The sequence below is a fragment of the Sulfurovum iocasae genome, from assembly GCF_047716765.1.
In the GTDB taxonomy this organism is placed as follows: Bacteria; Campylobacterota; Campylobacteria; order Campylobacterales; family Sulfurovaceae; genus Sulfurovum.
The window spans coordinates 1,431,109-1,445,669 of sequence record NZ_CP180410.1 but is presented as its reverse complement, the minus strand read 5'-3'; the positions used below and the strand labels follow the sequence as shown (position 1 = coordinate 1,445,669).

Below are 14,561 nucleotides of genomic sequence, written 5' to 3'. Positions count from 1 at the left end.
ATAGGATAAATTTTCTAATGTCATAGAATTGTCTTTATGACCTAATATATTTGACACTCATGAAATATATTCTCCGTTAGAGATCAGATATAATAGTTCGTTTTATTCAACTTCTTCAGGCATATCATTTGGTAAGCTAAATGGGGTGGCGTAGATTGGTTCGCTCAGTGTGATCCATCCGCCGTTTGGTCTACCGATTTGTGCTGTGATATAGATATAGCGAAACAACATCTCGGCCTCTGATTCAGGAACAATTATTTTAACAAGTTTAATAAAGCCTTTGTCATCTAGCTGACTAGAGAGCTTTCCTTTTGTCTCTTTCAAACTAGATACACCTCGACATCCTATGCTGTCTGCCGCAACAATACCCTTTTCTTGGCGTAGTAATCGAATCAGCTTCAAATCTGTTCCATCATCAGGTATTATGCAGGTGATCATCCTCATACTTTGGAGTTTCTCTGCTGCAAAATCTTTTATGGACTCAGTCATTTTGATGCTTTGTCTTGTAAGTTCTGAAGCATATCAGCAGGTATGTGTGTGGCCATCTTGTCAAGCGGCATGGCATAGATCATCCCAGCACCCACACGATCTAGACCTAGCTTTGTATAGAGGTGACGCATGACTATATCACGATTGTCAGCTGCAGCGATCATTGTCACAACATCTTTTTCAGCCTCTATAGCAATACCCCAAATACCCAATCGTTCACGCGGACCGTTACCATGGGCATGATAGAGGATCGCAGCATTGATGCCAACTTCACGGGCAAACTCTAGTGTCTCATCTCCGCGACCGTGATTGACAACGCAAGTAATCAAAACTACATCTGTTAAATAGGTAATATTATCGTTTTTCATTGTATATCCTGTGCCACTTCGAGAGTGGATAAATTTTGAGTTTGGGCTGTTTCATTTATTTGAAACTTTTCTTTGTATCGTGACCATAGTCCTGTAATAAGAACACTGATAATAGGACCGGCTGATGCCAGACATAAGATACCGAAGCCTTCTACAGCCTGTGTTGCATTTCCAAAGCCTAGACCCATAGCAAGTACCAATGGTACAGTAACGGGCCCGGTTGTAACTCCGGCACTGTCCCAAGCGACATTGACAAAGACTTCGCTGGATAGTAATGTCAGTATCGCTGCGATTGAGTAGCTACCGACAAGTAACCAGATCAGAGGTAAATTAAAAATAAGTTTGGCTAGCCCCAGTGCAATACCGCATGCCACACCAAAAGAAACCGCTATGATCAATGTCTTTTTCTTGAATACACCATTGGTTAATTCTTCAGCTGTAATACCCAATGCAGATAACGCTGGTTCTGCGATAGTAGAGCCAAAACCTAAGAACCAAGCAAAGACCAGTGCTATCGTCAGCCCAATTCCGTAACGATAGAGAGGAGATGATGCGATACCATCTACCTGCATAAATGCAGTTGGTACTAAGTTACCAGCATTGTTTCCCAGCATCGACAAGCCGTATGTCAACCCAAGATTAAAAATACACATACCCAAAATAGTCAGTCCTATGCCGAGAAAAATTTCTGATTGTCTGGGAAGTCGCTCGCGAAGTACAAGAGTGAGGACTAGAAAGAGGAAAATAACAAGTGGTAAAATAGCACGCACCCCAGATACGATCTCGACGCCAGGACTGACTGTATACCAGGTATTTACACTTGTATTTGCCACGGCAGAAGAGGCTTGCTGTGCTATCTCGATAATATCAGCTGGTGACTGCACCGATGCCACATAAAGAGCCAAAAACAGTACACCCGCAACCGGAAATAATGATGCCAATGTTACAATTCCAAAACCAGAAAGACCACCACTCCCTTTACCTGCAGCAGAAGAAATACCAACACCCAGTGCCAGTACCAAAGGTACAGTTACCGGTCCGGTGGTGACCGCACCTGCATCCCATGCAAGACCAAGCACTGCAGCCAATTGGGGATCATTTGACATATACAAAGAGGGGAGGATTACTACAGCCAATGAAAAGAAAATTAAAGGCTTTAAACTCCATCCATATAATAATCGGAGTGTTCCAACCACCGCAGCCAATCCTACAGACAGCCCAACTACCAGAACCAGTGTATCTGCCCATTCATTGAGCAGGGCATAGAGATAGGGTGCCCGTTCGACAGATACAATCTGTCCAGCCATCTTCAAGGCACCTATTGCCGGCTCAGCAAATGTTACACCGATACCTAGTAACAAGGTGATGAAGAGTACTGGAAGAAGTGACAATTTTCGTGGTAAATTTTCACCGATGACCGTACCAAAAGGCATGAGTCCAATCTTCAATCCCTCCATAAAGAGCATCAATCCAACAATTACTGCAAATATTCCTCCTGTAACAAGCCAACTATCCTCGACAAACTGTCGAAGAATCAAAATCTGAAACAAAACAAGATAAAGCGCCAAAGGAACTACTGAACGAACCTGCTCAATGAAACGAGATGATACATAAGGCTGAAGTAAATTGACTATCTCTTTTGGTTGTAATCGTACTACTGGTTGCTCGAGAGGTAGAAGTTTTCCATCCTCATCTAACTGAGCTTTTAATAATATATCATTAGCGTTTACACTTATCACTTCAGCTTTAGACTCTCGCACATAATCTGAATAGCGATAAGATACCGGATCTGTATTCATATAATTCCTTAATGACTTTAAAACATCTTTGCACTTATCATCGCTTTTTAAAAGAGAGTTGATGAAGTTTTTTGTAAGCACAGTCTAAAGAACTATATCACATATATCTTTAACCATTTGCCATATTCAGGCTAAAAAAAAGGCGAAGTCATTATATACATTTTTTAAAAAACATATTAATATCAACTACACCTGCCAATTCAAAAGATAAAAAACACTAACGTCTAAATCTCCTAAAAATATTTATGAAAACCTTATAAAATATATAACTTTATAAGGTTTTTATTTTCCATTAAAGCCCCTACATAGGTCGTAAAATACTTCATATCTATTTGCTTTTTTGTTACTCTAATTTGATTGGCTATAAGTAAAAAAAATAATTTATTATTAAGTCAGTTAGCGTTACAATAGTTTGATAAACATAAACAAAAGGAATTCAAATGAAAATCTCTACAGTTTTACTCAACCTCTCCATTATTACAGCAAGTGCACTTATGACAACAAATGTTGCTATAGCAGCAGATAAAGTTGCTGAGGAAAAAGTAGTCATCGTTAACGCACCTGGTCATGTACAAGGTATTGCAATGGTTAATGTAATGGCAACCGTTCAAGAAATAGATAAAAAGACACGTGCAATTACTCTTAAAAAAGAAAATGGTGAAACTTCAAGCATAGTCGCTCCAGAAACAGTTCGTAACTTTGACCAAATAAAAGTGGGTGACATCGTTCATGCCAAATATCAAACGTCAGTTTCCTTTCAAGTAGTGAAAGAGGGATCAACAGAAGTAGGTCGTGCAGTACAAGAAACTTCATCACGTGCGAAACTTGGCGACAAACCAAGTGCCAGATTAACACGTGCTGTAGCCATGCGTGCAAATGTTACTAAAGTTGACCCGGAAAACAAAACAATCACGATCCAAGGACAAGGCAAAACATTTGATATGGATGTAAAGAATCCAGAGCATTTTAAAGTTGTAAAAGTAGGAGATCAGATTGATGCATTGATCACAGAATCAATTGCAATCAGCGTGACAGGGGCTGAAAAGAAATAATCTTCTTCTATCCCTTTGCGGCATTTCAGCCGCAAACCTTACTACCCTACTATTAAAGATAGAAAATATACTCTTAGTAGTTAAAATACACTTGCAAAACCTTATAAAATATATAACTTTATAAGGTTTTCATTTTCACAGAATCATCATTTTTTCAACTACCAAAAGCTGATGAAAATGTTACTTTGAACTTTTCTTTAATGGCGTATAAAACAACAGAAAATCCGCTTCTCCTACATCGGCAGTATTTGTACCTGTTGGAACAGGTTTGATCGTGACAAAGGGTTCACGGCTTAGGCGTGCAAAACGTGCGTTGATCCCTAAACCGTAGGAAAAATGCATCGAACCGGCAAAAACCATAAGCAGATCACTACGGCGATGCTGTACTCTTTTTACCAGAACCACCGACTCTTTGGCCATATAGCTGTCCCATGCAACTTGCACCCGATACATCCTTTCACTGCATGAGGCAGCATCTTCACCCTTGTGGAGTGAGTGACAGTGAGAGAAAAATGGAGCAAGCATCTGACGATGCGCCGTAACATTTAGGTCAAGAGAATCATAAAAATCTTTTTCTTCTCTCGACATAACCGAACGATTGGCATCAGAAATGCGTTTTCTGGATTCACGGGACAGATTGATGCCATAGAGCCCACCATGGGCTTTATGGATCGCATTGTACATGAAATTATAAGAGTCAAAAGCGTAACCTGCCTTCTTTTTCCACTTAACAGCTTGGGGGAAATCACCTTTGAATGATCCTTTTGCGTATTGTGCCAAAAGGCTATCGTCTTCAGGTGTAAACCACTCATTGGCCAGTGAGACATGACGACCAGACCTGTCAAGAGCAGTGATGAATTTTGCTAATTTTTGATGAAGATCCGTTTGAGCATGGTGATCACCAACAAAGACAACATGATAAGGAGCCAAACGTTTCACCAGCTCACTATCGTCAATGCAGCGCGCCTGCTTCATGTCATAAATAGTACATGAAGAGGGTAACTGATGTTTGAGCGGAACATTCGGCTTCGTACATCCAGTTAACAATAACAGTAAAATGGTTAAGAAAGAGATGATACTTTTCATACCAATATCATACCAATAAGATAGCAAAACAACAAGTTAAACCGTTAAGAAAAAGGGTGAAAGCTACTTTTCTCTTTTACAGGCGCACTTCAAACTCATAAAAATCAATATTTACACCCATATAGAACCTAATGTATAAAGATTGATTAATATGTTAAAATTTTTTACACATTTATATTACCCCACCAAGTAAATACATGAACTAGAAGAAGGAGAAAAAAGTTGGAAAGAGTACAAATAGGGAAAAACTTTGAAAAACAACCTACCTGGAAAGTGAGAATAGGTGTGCTGCTCATCTATCTGCCTCTTATCATCACCGTGCCGTTCGTGATACTAGGTATATTGGCAGCAAGGGGGCATCTGAAACTTGTCGGGGCGACGGGTATCAGACCGTTTTGGGACTTTGTGCCGACATGGATCACTCACCGATATATCTACAAAGACCAGATCGTTTATGAGACTGGTAGCAAGTGGATGCATTGGGAATCATACCGATTTTACTGGATCTTCAACTGCAAGATCTACTGCCCTTTAAGTGTCGCGCTTTTTAAGTATATGGCTTATCTTGTGCAGATCGTCGAGAATTGGTGGTGTCCGTTCGAACATGATAAAAAGGGGGAATACAAGAACGCTGCAATCGATAAGTCGTATTGGCATATTTATGAGAGGGAACGATCCATGCTGCACCCGGATGACAGGGAGAATCCTATCTGGAATGAAGAGTCAAAAGAGAAGATGTAAAATCCCATCGGCATAAACAGTACAACAGCTGAAACTAAAGGCTCAATGCCATACCCCTTCAAGACTATAGCCGCAATACGGACAGATACCATTATCATCAAGTTCATTGGTGACATATTGCCCAATATGTCCTTGTCGGTCAATTACTCTTTTGCTACACTTTGGACAATAGGTTGATTCGTAGTCTTCGTCGTCAATATTGCCGACATAAAGATACTTCAGCCCCTCCTCTTGTCCTATCTTATAGGCTCTTCGCAGTGTCGATCCTGGAGTGGGAGGAACATCAAGCATCTTGTACATCGGGTAAAATGCGGAGAGATGCCAAGGTATATAAGGGCTAATTCCTGCGATAAATTTTGCAATATTCCTGATCTCTTCATCGGAGTCATTTTTACCTGGGATCAGCAGGGTCGTAATTTCTACCCATATTCCTTTTTCATGAGCATATTTGACGCATTCAAGCACCGGTTTCAGCCTGGCACCGCAGATCTCTTTGTAAAACTCATCCGTAAAACCTTTGATATCTATATTCATCCCATCGATGTACGGTTCAAGTAGGTCTATGGCCTTATGCGTTTCAAATCCGCTGGTGACATAGATGTTTTTCAGCCCTTTCTCGTGTGCCAGTTTTGCCGTATCATAAGTGTACTCAAAAAAGACGATCGGTTCATTGTAGGTATAGGCAATCGACTCGCATCCCTTCTCTATCGCAAGATCAACAATACGCTCAGGCGGAAGTTCCCTGCCGAATATCTGATGATTGTGTTCTTTTGGGTATTGGGAGATATCGTAGTTCTGGCAAAACTTACAAGAGAAGTTGCATCCTACAGTTCCCACTGAAAATGCAGTACTTGCTGGCAGAAAATGAAACATCGGTTTTTTTTCCACCGGATCAACATTTACCGCGGCGGCAAGTCCGTACACAAGTAGTTTAAGTTCACCGCTCTCTACTTTCCTTACACCGCAGATACCATATTCACCTTCGTCAAGCTTACAGGCCTGTGCACACGCTTGGCACAAGATCTTTCCGCTACCGAGTTTTTTACTTAACCATGCTGTTTCTACCATCTCGTTCTCCTTTTCATATATTTATTAATGATACTATAAAATCTAAAAAATTAAAAACTACCGCATAAACGATGTAATGATCTTCTTGTAGTCAGGATGCAGATGCACGGTGTTGTGACCTGTATCGTCTAGTGTTGCAACCTCTACCCGTGTTTTTGTAAAAGCCTGGACAAGGTTGTGAGTATGCTCATAAGAAATGATCCTGTCATTGGCTGCTGCTATGATCAGTGTATCTGTTGTGATCTTCGCAGCCCTGCCAGCCGAGTCTAACTTCTCTTTCAAAATGAGACCCATCGGAAAAAACCAGTAGATCTTTTTACCCACATTCACTGCACTGTCGAAAGGTGTCACGAGAATAAGTTTTTCAACATCGCGTTTCGAGGCAAGATAGGTCGCAACCGCCGCACCAATACTGCGACCCATCACGCAGAGTGCAGTATGCTGTTTCATAAAATGGTCGTAGACGAATAATGCGTCACTGTAAAACCCCTCTTCATAGGGCGATCCGCTACTGCCACCGTAACCGCGGTAGTTGACGAGGTAGACCGTACGGTCGGCAAAAAGTGTTCTGAAATCATCGATGTTGTATGCAACGTTCTCGGCATTGCCGCCGAAGTAGATAAGTGCTTTCTCCTTGCCTGGATTGAGTGTCCAGACCTTGATACGTACTTCACCTGTATCTAGTACAGTTTGAGCTGCACCCGGAACACTCACCTCAGAGGTGGGGAAGTAGATCATCTGGCGCTGAAAGATAAAAAGTAAAAAACATATCGCCACATAGGCGATAGTCAATGTAGCTATAAACGAAATCATACTACCGCCATTTTTTGAAATCTGCATAATACTATTATGCCCAATTGTATTGATATATAGCAACCCCTTATTTTAAAAAGATCAGCAGCATCTGCACTGACTAATGAAATATGATAGAATATAGCATTGACAAATCGATCAAGGAGCGAAGATGCAGGTCAGTAATCGTGATATAGCAGAAAAATTTATCAAACTCGCTGATCTACTTGAACTTGAAGATGAAAATCCTTTCAGGATCCGTGCCTATCGTAACGCTGCCCGTATCATACGTTTCTATCCGAAAAACTTTCAAGAGATGGTTGAAGCAGGTGAGGACCTGACACAGATACACAACATCGGCGATACACTTGCCAAAAAGATCACTGAAATCGTCCAAACAGGAAAGATCTCTCTCCTCGGTCGGCTCGAAAAAGAGATACCGCACGATCTAGAGATCATGCTGAAGATTCCAGGCCTGGGGCCAAAAAGAGTCAGAAGACTGCATGAAGTACTGCATATCAATACTCTGCATGATTTGGAAACAGCACTCAAAAAAGGGGACATCGAAAGCGTCAAAGGATTTGGTCCCAGACTTATCCAAACCATTGTGGAGGGGCTAAAACAGAAACGTTACGAGACTCACCGTCATCGTCTTTATGATGTACTTCCTATCGCCCAGGCATTGGCGGAGGAACTCCGTAGTATAGAACGGGTCAATCGGCTTGAGATCGCCGGCAGCATTCGCCGCAGGCGTGACACGGTCAAAGATATAGACATAGTTGCTGCCTGCTTCTCCGGTTCACCGCTGATGGAGCGTTTTATATCACATCAGAATGTAAAGCGCATAGTAATGGAGGGACCTACACGCTCTTCCGTTATTTTAAAAAATGGGTTACAAGTGGATCTGCGTGTTGTTCCGCCCAATGATTTCGGTGCTGCCCTGCACCACTTTACTGGATCACGTGCACACAATATCACATTGCGAAAAATGGCTGTGAAAAAGGGTATTAAGATCAACGAGTATGGCATCTTCCTCTCAGATAAACGCATCGGCGGAGAGAAAGAGTCTGATGTTTATGAAATTTTGAAAATGCAGTATATTGAACCGGAATTGCGCGAAAACTGCGGTGAGATCGCATTGGCACTGCGGCATAGCCTGCCACGGCTCATTGAACGCAGTGATATCCGGGGTGATCTACATATCCACACTACCCGCTCCGACGGAAATGCCACTCTAGAGGAGATGGCAGAGGCTGCCAGAGTACTGGGATACGAATATATCGCTGTTACGGACCATACAAAGCACCTTACGATCGCCCATGGACAGGATGAAGAGAGAGTGCTGCAGGAGCTGGAAATGATCGACCGTCTTAATGCGACACTGAAAGATTTTACCATTTTGAAATCCGCCGAGGTCGATATCTTGGCCGATGGTACACTTGACCTGCCCCAATCGGTCCTGGAAAAGCTTGATCTGGTTGTCGGTGCTGTGCATTACAAGTTCAATCTCAGCAAAAAAGAACAAACCAGACGTATTCTCAAAGCGATGGAGAACCCCTGCTTTAACATCCTCTCTCACCCCACCGGAAGGCTGATCGGACTTCGTGAACCTTACGAGGTTGATATGGATGCAATCATCAAAGTGGCAAAAGAGTTGGGCTGTATCCTTGAACTCAATGCACAGCCCGACCGTCTGGATCTCGACGACATCTATTGCAAAGCTGCCAAAGAGGCCGGAGTCAAGATCGCTCTCTCCTCAGATGCCCACTCCGTAAACGATCTTCACTATATCTCCTACGGAATCTCCCAGGCACGGCGCGGCTGGCTGGAAAAAGAGGATGTCGTCAATACTCTTTCCCTCACCCAGTTCCGCAAGCTCTTGAGACGATGAATTCAGGATCTAATTTTCCGTACATGCAGATCAAAGTTGTCTTATAGATTGAATGAGTAAGTTTGAAAACTAGATAAGACTTTTCTTATACATAGAGAAAGAGACAAAGAGTAGATATTCCAAAAACAGATAGAGAAATATTTAGATAAAAAATAACATATTATAAAATATTATTTGTATTTATCAGTGTAGTAAAGCGTGAGATTATTTACATTATCTCACACTCTGACAGGGTTATCTACGGTACATATACCAAGACATCAGTTGGTGTTTCTCTTAAGATGGAAGAGGCTACACTCCCGAGTAATGCTTTAAAACCTGCAGTACCTCGTGAACCTACGACTACAAGATCGTATGAGCCCTTGTCTATATATTTAAGCAGTGCTTTTTTGCTATTGGCTTCTCCATCAATTATTTTACCTTTGTCAACAGAAAGATCTTTCATCAAATCCTTTAGATCTTTCTCTGCACACGCTTTTGCGACTTCGTTATACTGCACAAAATCACGTCCAACTACAGTATAAGGACCTTCCACGTAAATAACTTCAGAACTATGGACTGCATTCACTTTTGCAGCTGGGAAAATAGTTTTCGCAAAGAGAATACTCTGTTTAGATTGTACTTGAAAGTCTGTTGGTGCCACAATCTTTTGATATGGATCTTTTACACTGTTCTTCACGATCAAAACGGGTAAATGACTTTGATGTGCTACTTTTTCTGCTGTTGTACCTAGAAACTTCTTTTTATTTTTTGTATTTGCACCTATCACTATCATATCAGCTTTGAGTAATTTTGCTTCGTACCGCAAGATATCATCAGCATCTCCTTCTCTTACCAAGATAGAATAAGGCACTTTATCATCTTTGTTCAATGCTTTTATCTTTTTTTCTATTTTTTTTGTGATACCTTCTATATCAATAGCTATCTCTTTGCCACCAAAATAACTTGGTACGGAAAACCAAGGTGTTTGTACAGCATGAATAAGGAACAATTCCGCTTTATTTTGCTTTGCAACCATCAGTGCTCTTTTTAAAACATTATTTGATCCTGAAAAAATATCTATACCTACAATAATTCTCTTTACTTGTTTCATAATATACTTGCCTTTTATCAAAAAAATTTGGTCCTATCTATTAAGTACCTACTTATATTCTACACCAAATATATAAATAATGCAACTTTACATCTGAGAAGAAAAGGAGTAGAATAGAATTAAGTATGTGTAAGGTGTCTCATGAAAAAAGAAGTAGAAGTAATCATTATAGGTGCAGGTTCAGCAGGTCTCTATGCCCTTTCTCAAGTAAGAAAAGGAACTGATGATTATCTTTTGATCAACAGTGGTCCCTATGGTACTACCTGTGCCCGTGTAGGGTGTATGCCTTCTAAATCACTTATTCGCATTTCAGAGTATTATCACGATAGACTGGATTTTGAAAAAAGTGGTATCAAACACAGTGATGCGTTGGAAGTTTCCATTCCCGATGTTTTACAGAGAGTAAGAGATCAGCGGGATTTTCTTGTAAATCAAAATATAAACCATAGCATCACGCGTTTAGGTGACAAGGTCCTGACCGGTAAAGCTGAATTTATAGATGCTAACACGCTAAAAGTGGGTGATGATGAGATCAGAGCAAAAAAGATCATCATTGCAACGGGTTCTTCCCCGGTATTTGATCCGGCTTGGGAAGCATTTAAAGAACATATACTCACTACAGATGAACTCTTTGAACAAAAAGACCTTCCTCCTACTTTGGGTGTACTTGGACTAGGAGTCATAGGACTGGAACTTGGACAGGCACTCTCAAGACTTGGCATCAAAGTCACAGCAGTCCATTCACAAGAATTCATAGGTGGATTGAGTGATCCTGATGTGAACAAAGTCATGATTGAACTCTGTAAAAAGGAATTTGATATCTGGCTTGGTGCCAGAGCACAATTGAGTAAAGTCGGTGATAAAATAAAAATAAAAAGTGCCGATCGCGAAGTTTTTGTTGATAAAGTCTTGGTATCGATTGGAAGAAAGCCAAACCTAGATGCTTTAAAGCTTGAGAACCTTGGTGTCGATTTAGATAAAAGAGGCATGCCGAACTTTGATCCACACACTATGCAGATAGAAGATCTTCCTATCTATTTTGCCGGTGATGTGAACGCTGACAGACCTCTGCTCCATGAAGCAGCAGATGAAGGTCGTATCGCTGGATATAATGTTGTTCATACTCAAAAAACATTTAAAAGAAAAGTCCCACTAGCTGTTGTATTTACAGACCCAAATATTGCCTTTGTTGGAAAAGACTACAAGGACATTAAAGACGATGATAACGTATTCATAGGTAGTTATAACTTCCAAAATCAAGGAAGAGCTATGCTTATGAATAAAAATGTAGGTATAGTAAATCTTTATGTTCAAAAAAGTGATGCTAAACTTTTAGGTGCACAAATAGCAGTTCCTGGTGGTGAATATCTGGCACATCATATTGCCTGGGCTATGGAGCATGAACTGACTGTCTATGATATGTTGCAACTCCCTTTTTACCATCCTACTCTTGAAGAGGGTCTTTACATGCTTTTACTTGATTGTATTAAGAAAATAGGCATAAAAAAAGATGGTATAGTTGAAGTACCTTTTTTAGAAAGTGATAATAGTAAATAGTACTAAAGGTTAATGATGGATTTTCATACAAAAAATATTGATGAAGCACTTTTGACTTTACATACCAATACCTCTGGACTTGATCATGCTGAAGCAGCTAAAAGGCAAGAGGAGTATGGTTTAAACATACTACCCTCAAAACCCGATATGACACTTCTTGCACACTTTCTTCAACAGTTTAAAAGTCCAATTATCTACATCTTACTTTTAGCAACTTTAATGGCACTCAGCATCCATGAATATACAGATGCCGGTTTCATTCTTGCTGTTTTGGTTTTGAATGCCGTGATCGGAACGCATCAGGAGTATTCTGCATCCCAAAAAGCCAAACTACTTCAAAATCTTATCAAAGCCAATGCAATGGTACTTAGAGATGGTGTCATCCAAGAGATAGATAGCCAAAATATTGTACCTGGAGACATATTGATATTTGAACCAGGTACTAAAGTAGCAGCAGATATCAGACTCACAGAGACAAATAATCTTATGGTCGATGAGGCTTTGCTCACTGGGGAGTCCACAGATATGAATAAAGATGCACTCTTTGTTAGTGATAACCCTAACCTGCTTTTGCCAGAGAGAAAAAATATGCTTTTTGCAGGTACGTACATTTCCAGTGGTAGAGGTATAGGTGTTGTAAGCAGCATAGGGGAAAATACCGAAGCAGGGAAAATAGCACAGCTACTGAGTAAAAAGAGCAAAGCCAAGATTCCTCTTCTTGAAAAGATGGAAAAGCTTTCGTTTACCATCTCCATTGTCATCGGTATCATGGTACTTATACTGTTTGCCATAGGGCTGCTCAAAGGGATGACATTTTACTCACTCTTTCTTTTTTCAGTAGCACTGGCTGTATCCACCATACCGGAGGGGCTTCCTGTTGCCATTACAGTAGCACTTACTTCTGCCTCTCTTGCCATGTCCAAACGTCATGTCATCGTACGTAAACTCGCTGCTATAGAAGGACTAGGTGCCTGTACACTCATAGCCAGTGATAAGACGGGTACACTCACACAGAACAAACTAAGTGTGGAGTATTTTATCTCACCAACGCAAGTCTATGACACCAACACCATAAATGAAGTACATGATAAAGTCTATCTTGCTTCTATTTTGTGTAATGAGATGCATTATGAAGAGGCAAAAGAAGGAGGGGTTGATTTCTTTGGAGATCAAGTAGATATTGCCTTGGCACGCTTTGCTGCAAATGCAGATGAATCATATGTGACGGGTTCAAAATCATATAGAAAGATAGATGAGATACCGTATGAACCTATCAATAGATTTTCTGCCGTAATGATGGAACAGGATGAGAAGGTATTTCAATTTAGTAAAGGCTCACCGGAAACCGTACTGGAACACTGTGATGTAACACAGGAAGAGAAAAAAGCTATATTAGATGATGTCGATGCATGGGCACTTAAAGGGTACAGAACCATAGCACTTGCCTACAAAGAGTCAGAGGATGATGAAAAAATAAACCTTAATGACTTTAGCTATCTAGGCTTTGTTGCCATTATAGACCCGGTAAGAGAAGAGAGTCCTGATGCCATACTCAAAGCGCAGCAGGCAGGTATAAAAGTGGTCATGATAACAGGAGATCATCCAAATACAGCGCTCTGCATAGCAAAAGAGCTTGGCATTGCTTCTTCTGATGCAGGTGTTATGAGTGAAAAAGAGTTGTCAGACTGGGAAAACAGTGGAGAGAATGCTGAAGCGTTAAAAGACATTACGGTCTTTTCACGTGTCACACCGGAACAAAAAATGAAGATAGTCATGGCATATCAAACACTTGGGCATTATGTTGCAGTAACGGGAGACGGGGTAAATGATGCCCCTGCCCTTAGGCATGCGAACATCGGTGTGGCTATGGGTAAGAGTGGTACAGACATAGCAAAAGCCACCAGTGACATCATCTTGACTGACGATAACTTTGCTTCCATTGTCAATGGTATCGAAGAAGGAAGACGGGCACATGATAACATACGAAAAGTCATCTACCTACTTATATCTACAGGCTTTGCCGAGTTGGTTTTAGTGATGCTCTCTTTCATCACCGGACTGCCTTTACCCTTGCTTCCCGTACAACTTTTATGGCTCAATCTTGTAACAAACGGTATACAAGATGTCATGCTTGGATTAGAATCTGCAGAACCGGGACTTTTAAAGAGAAAACCTAGGTCTCCTAAAGAACCTATCTTTAATAGATTGATGCTAAGACGTATCGTGGTAGGTGGTTTGTATATAGGTCTCGTTTCCTTTGTCCTCTTTTACTTTTTACTGCAAAGTGGAGAGAGTGTTGAGAGTGCAAGAAATATCATACTGCTTCTGATGGTACTATTTGAGAATGTACATGTCTTTAACAGCAGAACAGAGATCAATTACCTGCATAAGATAGGCTATAGAAGCAGTATCTCCTTGATCATTTTAGTGATTTTCACGCAGTTCCTACACATTGCATGTATGCATATCCCTTTTATGCAAAACATACTTTCTGCTCAACCTGTCTCTTTTGATACCTGGTTGGAACTCGCAGTAGTTGCGATTGGTTTGGTTTTGGTTATGGAAGCAGATAAGTGGTTGATGTTAAAAAAGAAATCTATATAAACTTTTGTATCACAAAATATA

Annotated in this window: 12 protein-coding genes; 5 read left to right on the top strand and 7 right to left on the bottom strand. The window is 40.7% G+C overall.

Annotated elements, in window-relative coordinates:
- Positions 1–102 precede the first annotated feature (102 nt).
- The 3 genes from ACLHDG_RS07075 to ACLHDG_RS07065 are packed head-to-tail and all read right to left on the bottom strand — an operon-like array spanning position 103 to position 2,656.
- The gene (locus ACLHDG_RS07075) at positions 103–489 is read right to left on the bottom strand and encodes a hypothetical protein (RefSeq protein ID WP_415408306.1); all 387 of its coding nucleotides are present in this window, start codon (positions 487–489) and stop codon (positions 103–105) included.
- A complete protein-coding gene (locus ACLHDG_RS07070; protein ID WP_415408305.1) occupies positions 486–857 on the bottom strand; it encodes a transcriptional regulator in 372 nt (123 codons plus the stop codon). Before ACLHDG_RS07070 ends, ACLHDG_RS07075 begins: the two co-directional genes overlap by 4 nt.
- Positions 854–2,656: a DUF1538 domain-containing protein gene (locus ACLHDG_RS07065; RefSeq protein ID WP_415408304.1), complete on the bottom strand. Its 1,803-nt coding sequence runs from the start codon at positions 2,654–2,656 to the stop codon at positions 854–856. The genes ACLHDG_RS07070 and ACLHDG_RS07065 overlap by 4 nt, the downstream gene beginning before the upstream one ends.
- A 440-nt stretch (positions 2,657–3,096) precedes the next feature.
- On the opposite strand from ACLHDG_RS07065, the gene ACLHDG_RS07060 reads away from it, so the two are divergent.
- Positions 3,097–3,708 carry a hypothetical protein gene (locus ACLHDG_RS07060; RefSeq protein WP_415408303.1) on the top strand — a complete coding sequence of 204 codons (612 nt, stop codon included), beginning with the start codon at positions 3,097–3,099 and terminating at the stop codon, positions 3,706–3,708.
- A gap of 180 nt (positions 3,709–3,888) precedes the next feature.
- Here ACLHDG_RS07060 and ACLHDG_RS07055 read toward each other — a convergent pair whose 3' ends face one another.
- Positions 3,889–4,821 (bottom strand): ChaN family lipoprotein, encoded by a 933-nt coding sequence (locus ACLHDG_RS07055; RefSeq protein ID WP_415408302.1) that lies wholly within the window; start codon positions 4,819–4,821, stop codon positions 3,889–3,891.
- A gap of 195 nt (positions 4,822–5,016) precedes the next feature.
- Here ACLHDG_RS07055 and ACLHDG_RS07050 point away from each other — a divergent pair, with 195 nt between their 5' ends.
- Positions 5,017–5,535, top strand: coding sequence for a hypothetical protein (locus ACLHDG_RS07050; RefSeq protein WP_415408301.1), 519 nt, complete (start codon positions 5,017–5,019; stop codon positions 5,533–5,535).
- A gap of 42 nt (positions 5,536–5,577) precedes the next feature.
- On the opposite strand, the gene amrS is transcribed toward ACLHDG_RS07050, so the two are convergent.
- The gene (amrS, locus tag ACLHDG_RS07045; protein WP_415408300.1) at positions 5,578–6,603 is read right to left on the bottom strand and encodes an AmmeMemoRadiSam system radical SAM enzyme; all 1,026 of its coding nucleotides are present in this window, start codon (positions 6,601–6,603) and stop codon (positions 5,578–5,580) included.
- Positions 6,604–6,660: 57 nt separating this feature from the next.
- On the bottom strand, positions 6,661–7,416 hold the full coding sequence (locus tag ACLHDG_RS07040; RefSeq protein WP_415408299.1) for an alpha/beta hydrolase: 756 nt from the start codon (positions 7,414–7,416) through the stop codon (positions 6,661–6,663).
- Positions 7,417–7,567: 151 nt separating this feature from the next.
- Between ACLHDG_RS07040 and polX the strand changes: the two genes are divergently transcribed.
- On the top strand, positions 7,568–9,286 hold the full coding sequence (gene polX / locus ACLHDG_RS07035; protein ID WP_415408298.1) for a DNA polymerase/3'-5' exonuclease PolX: 1,719 nt from the start codon (positions 7,568–7,570) through the stop codon (positions 9,284–9,286).
- Between the two features lie 238 nt (positions 9,287–9,524).
- Here polX and ACLHDG_RS07030 read toward each other — a convergent pair whose 3' ends face one another.
- Positions 9,525–10,379: a universal stress protein gene (locus tag ACLHDG_RS07030; RefSeq protein WP_415408297.1), complete on the bottom strand. Its 855-nt coding sequence runs from the start codon at positions 10,377–10,379 to the stop codon at positions 9,525–9,527.
- 141 nt (positions 10,380–10,520) lie between these two features.
- Between ACLHDG_RS07030 and ACLHDG_RS07025 the strand changes: the two genes are divergently transcribed.
- Both ACLHDG_RS07025 and ACLHDG_RS07020 read left to right on the top strand, forming a co-directional pair.
- The gene (locus tag ACLHDG_RS07025) at positions 10,521–11,936 is read left to right on the top strand and encodes a dihydrolipoyl dehydrogenase (protein WP_415408296.1); all 1,416 of its coding nucleotides are present in this window, start codon (positions 10,521–10,523) and stop codon (positions 11,934–11,936) included.
- Positions 11,937–11,951: 15 nt separating this feature from the next.
- Positions 11,952–14,540, top strand: a complete 2,589-nt coding sequence (locus ACLHDG_RS07020; protein WP_415408295.1) for a cation-translocating P-type ATPase — start codon at positions 11,952–11,954, stop codon at positions 14,538–14,540.
- Positions 14,541–14,561 lie beyond the last annotated feature (21 nt).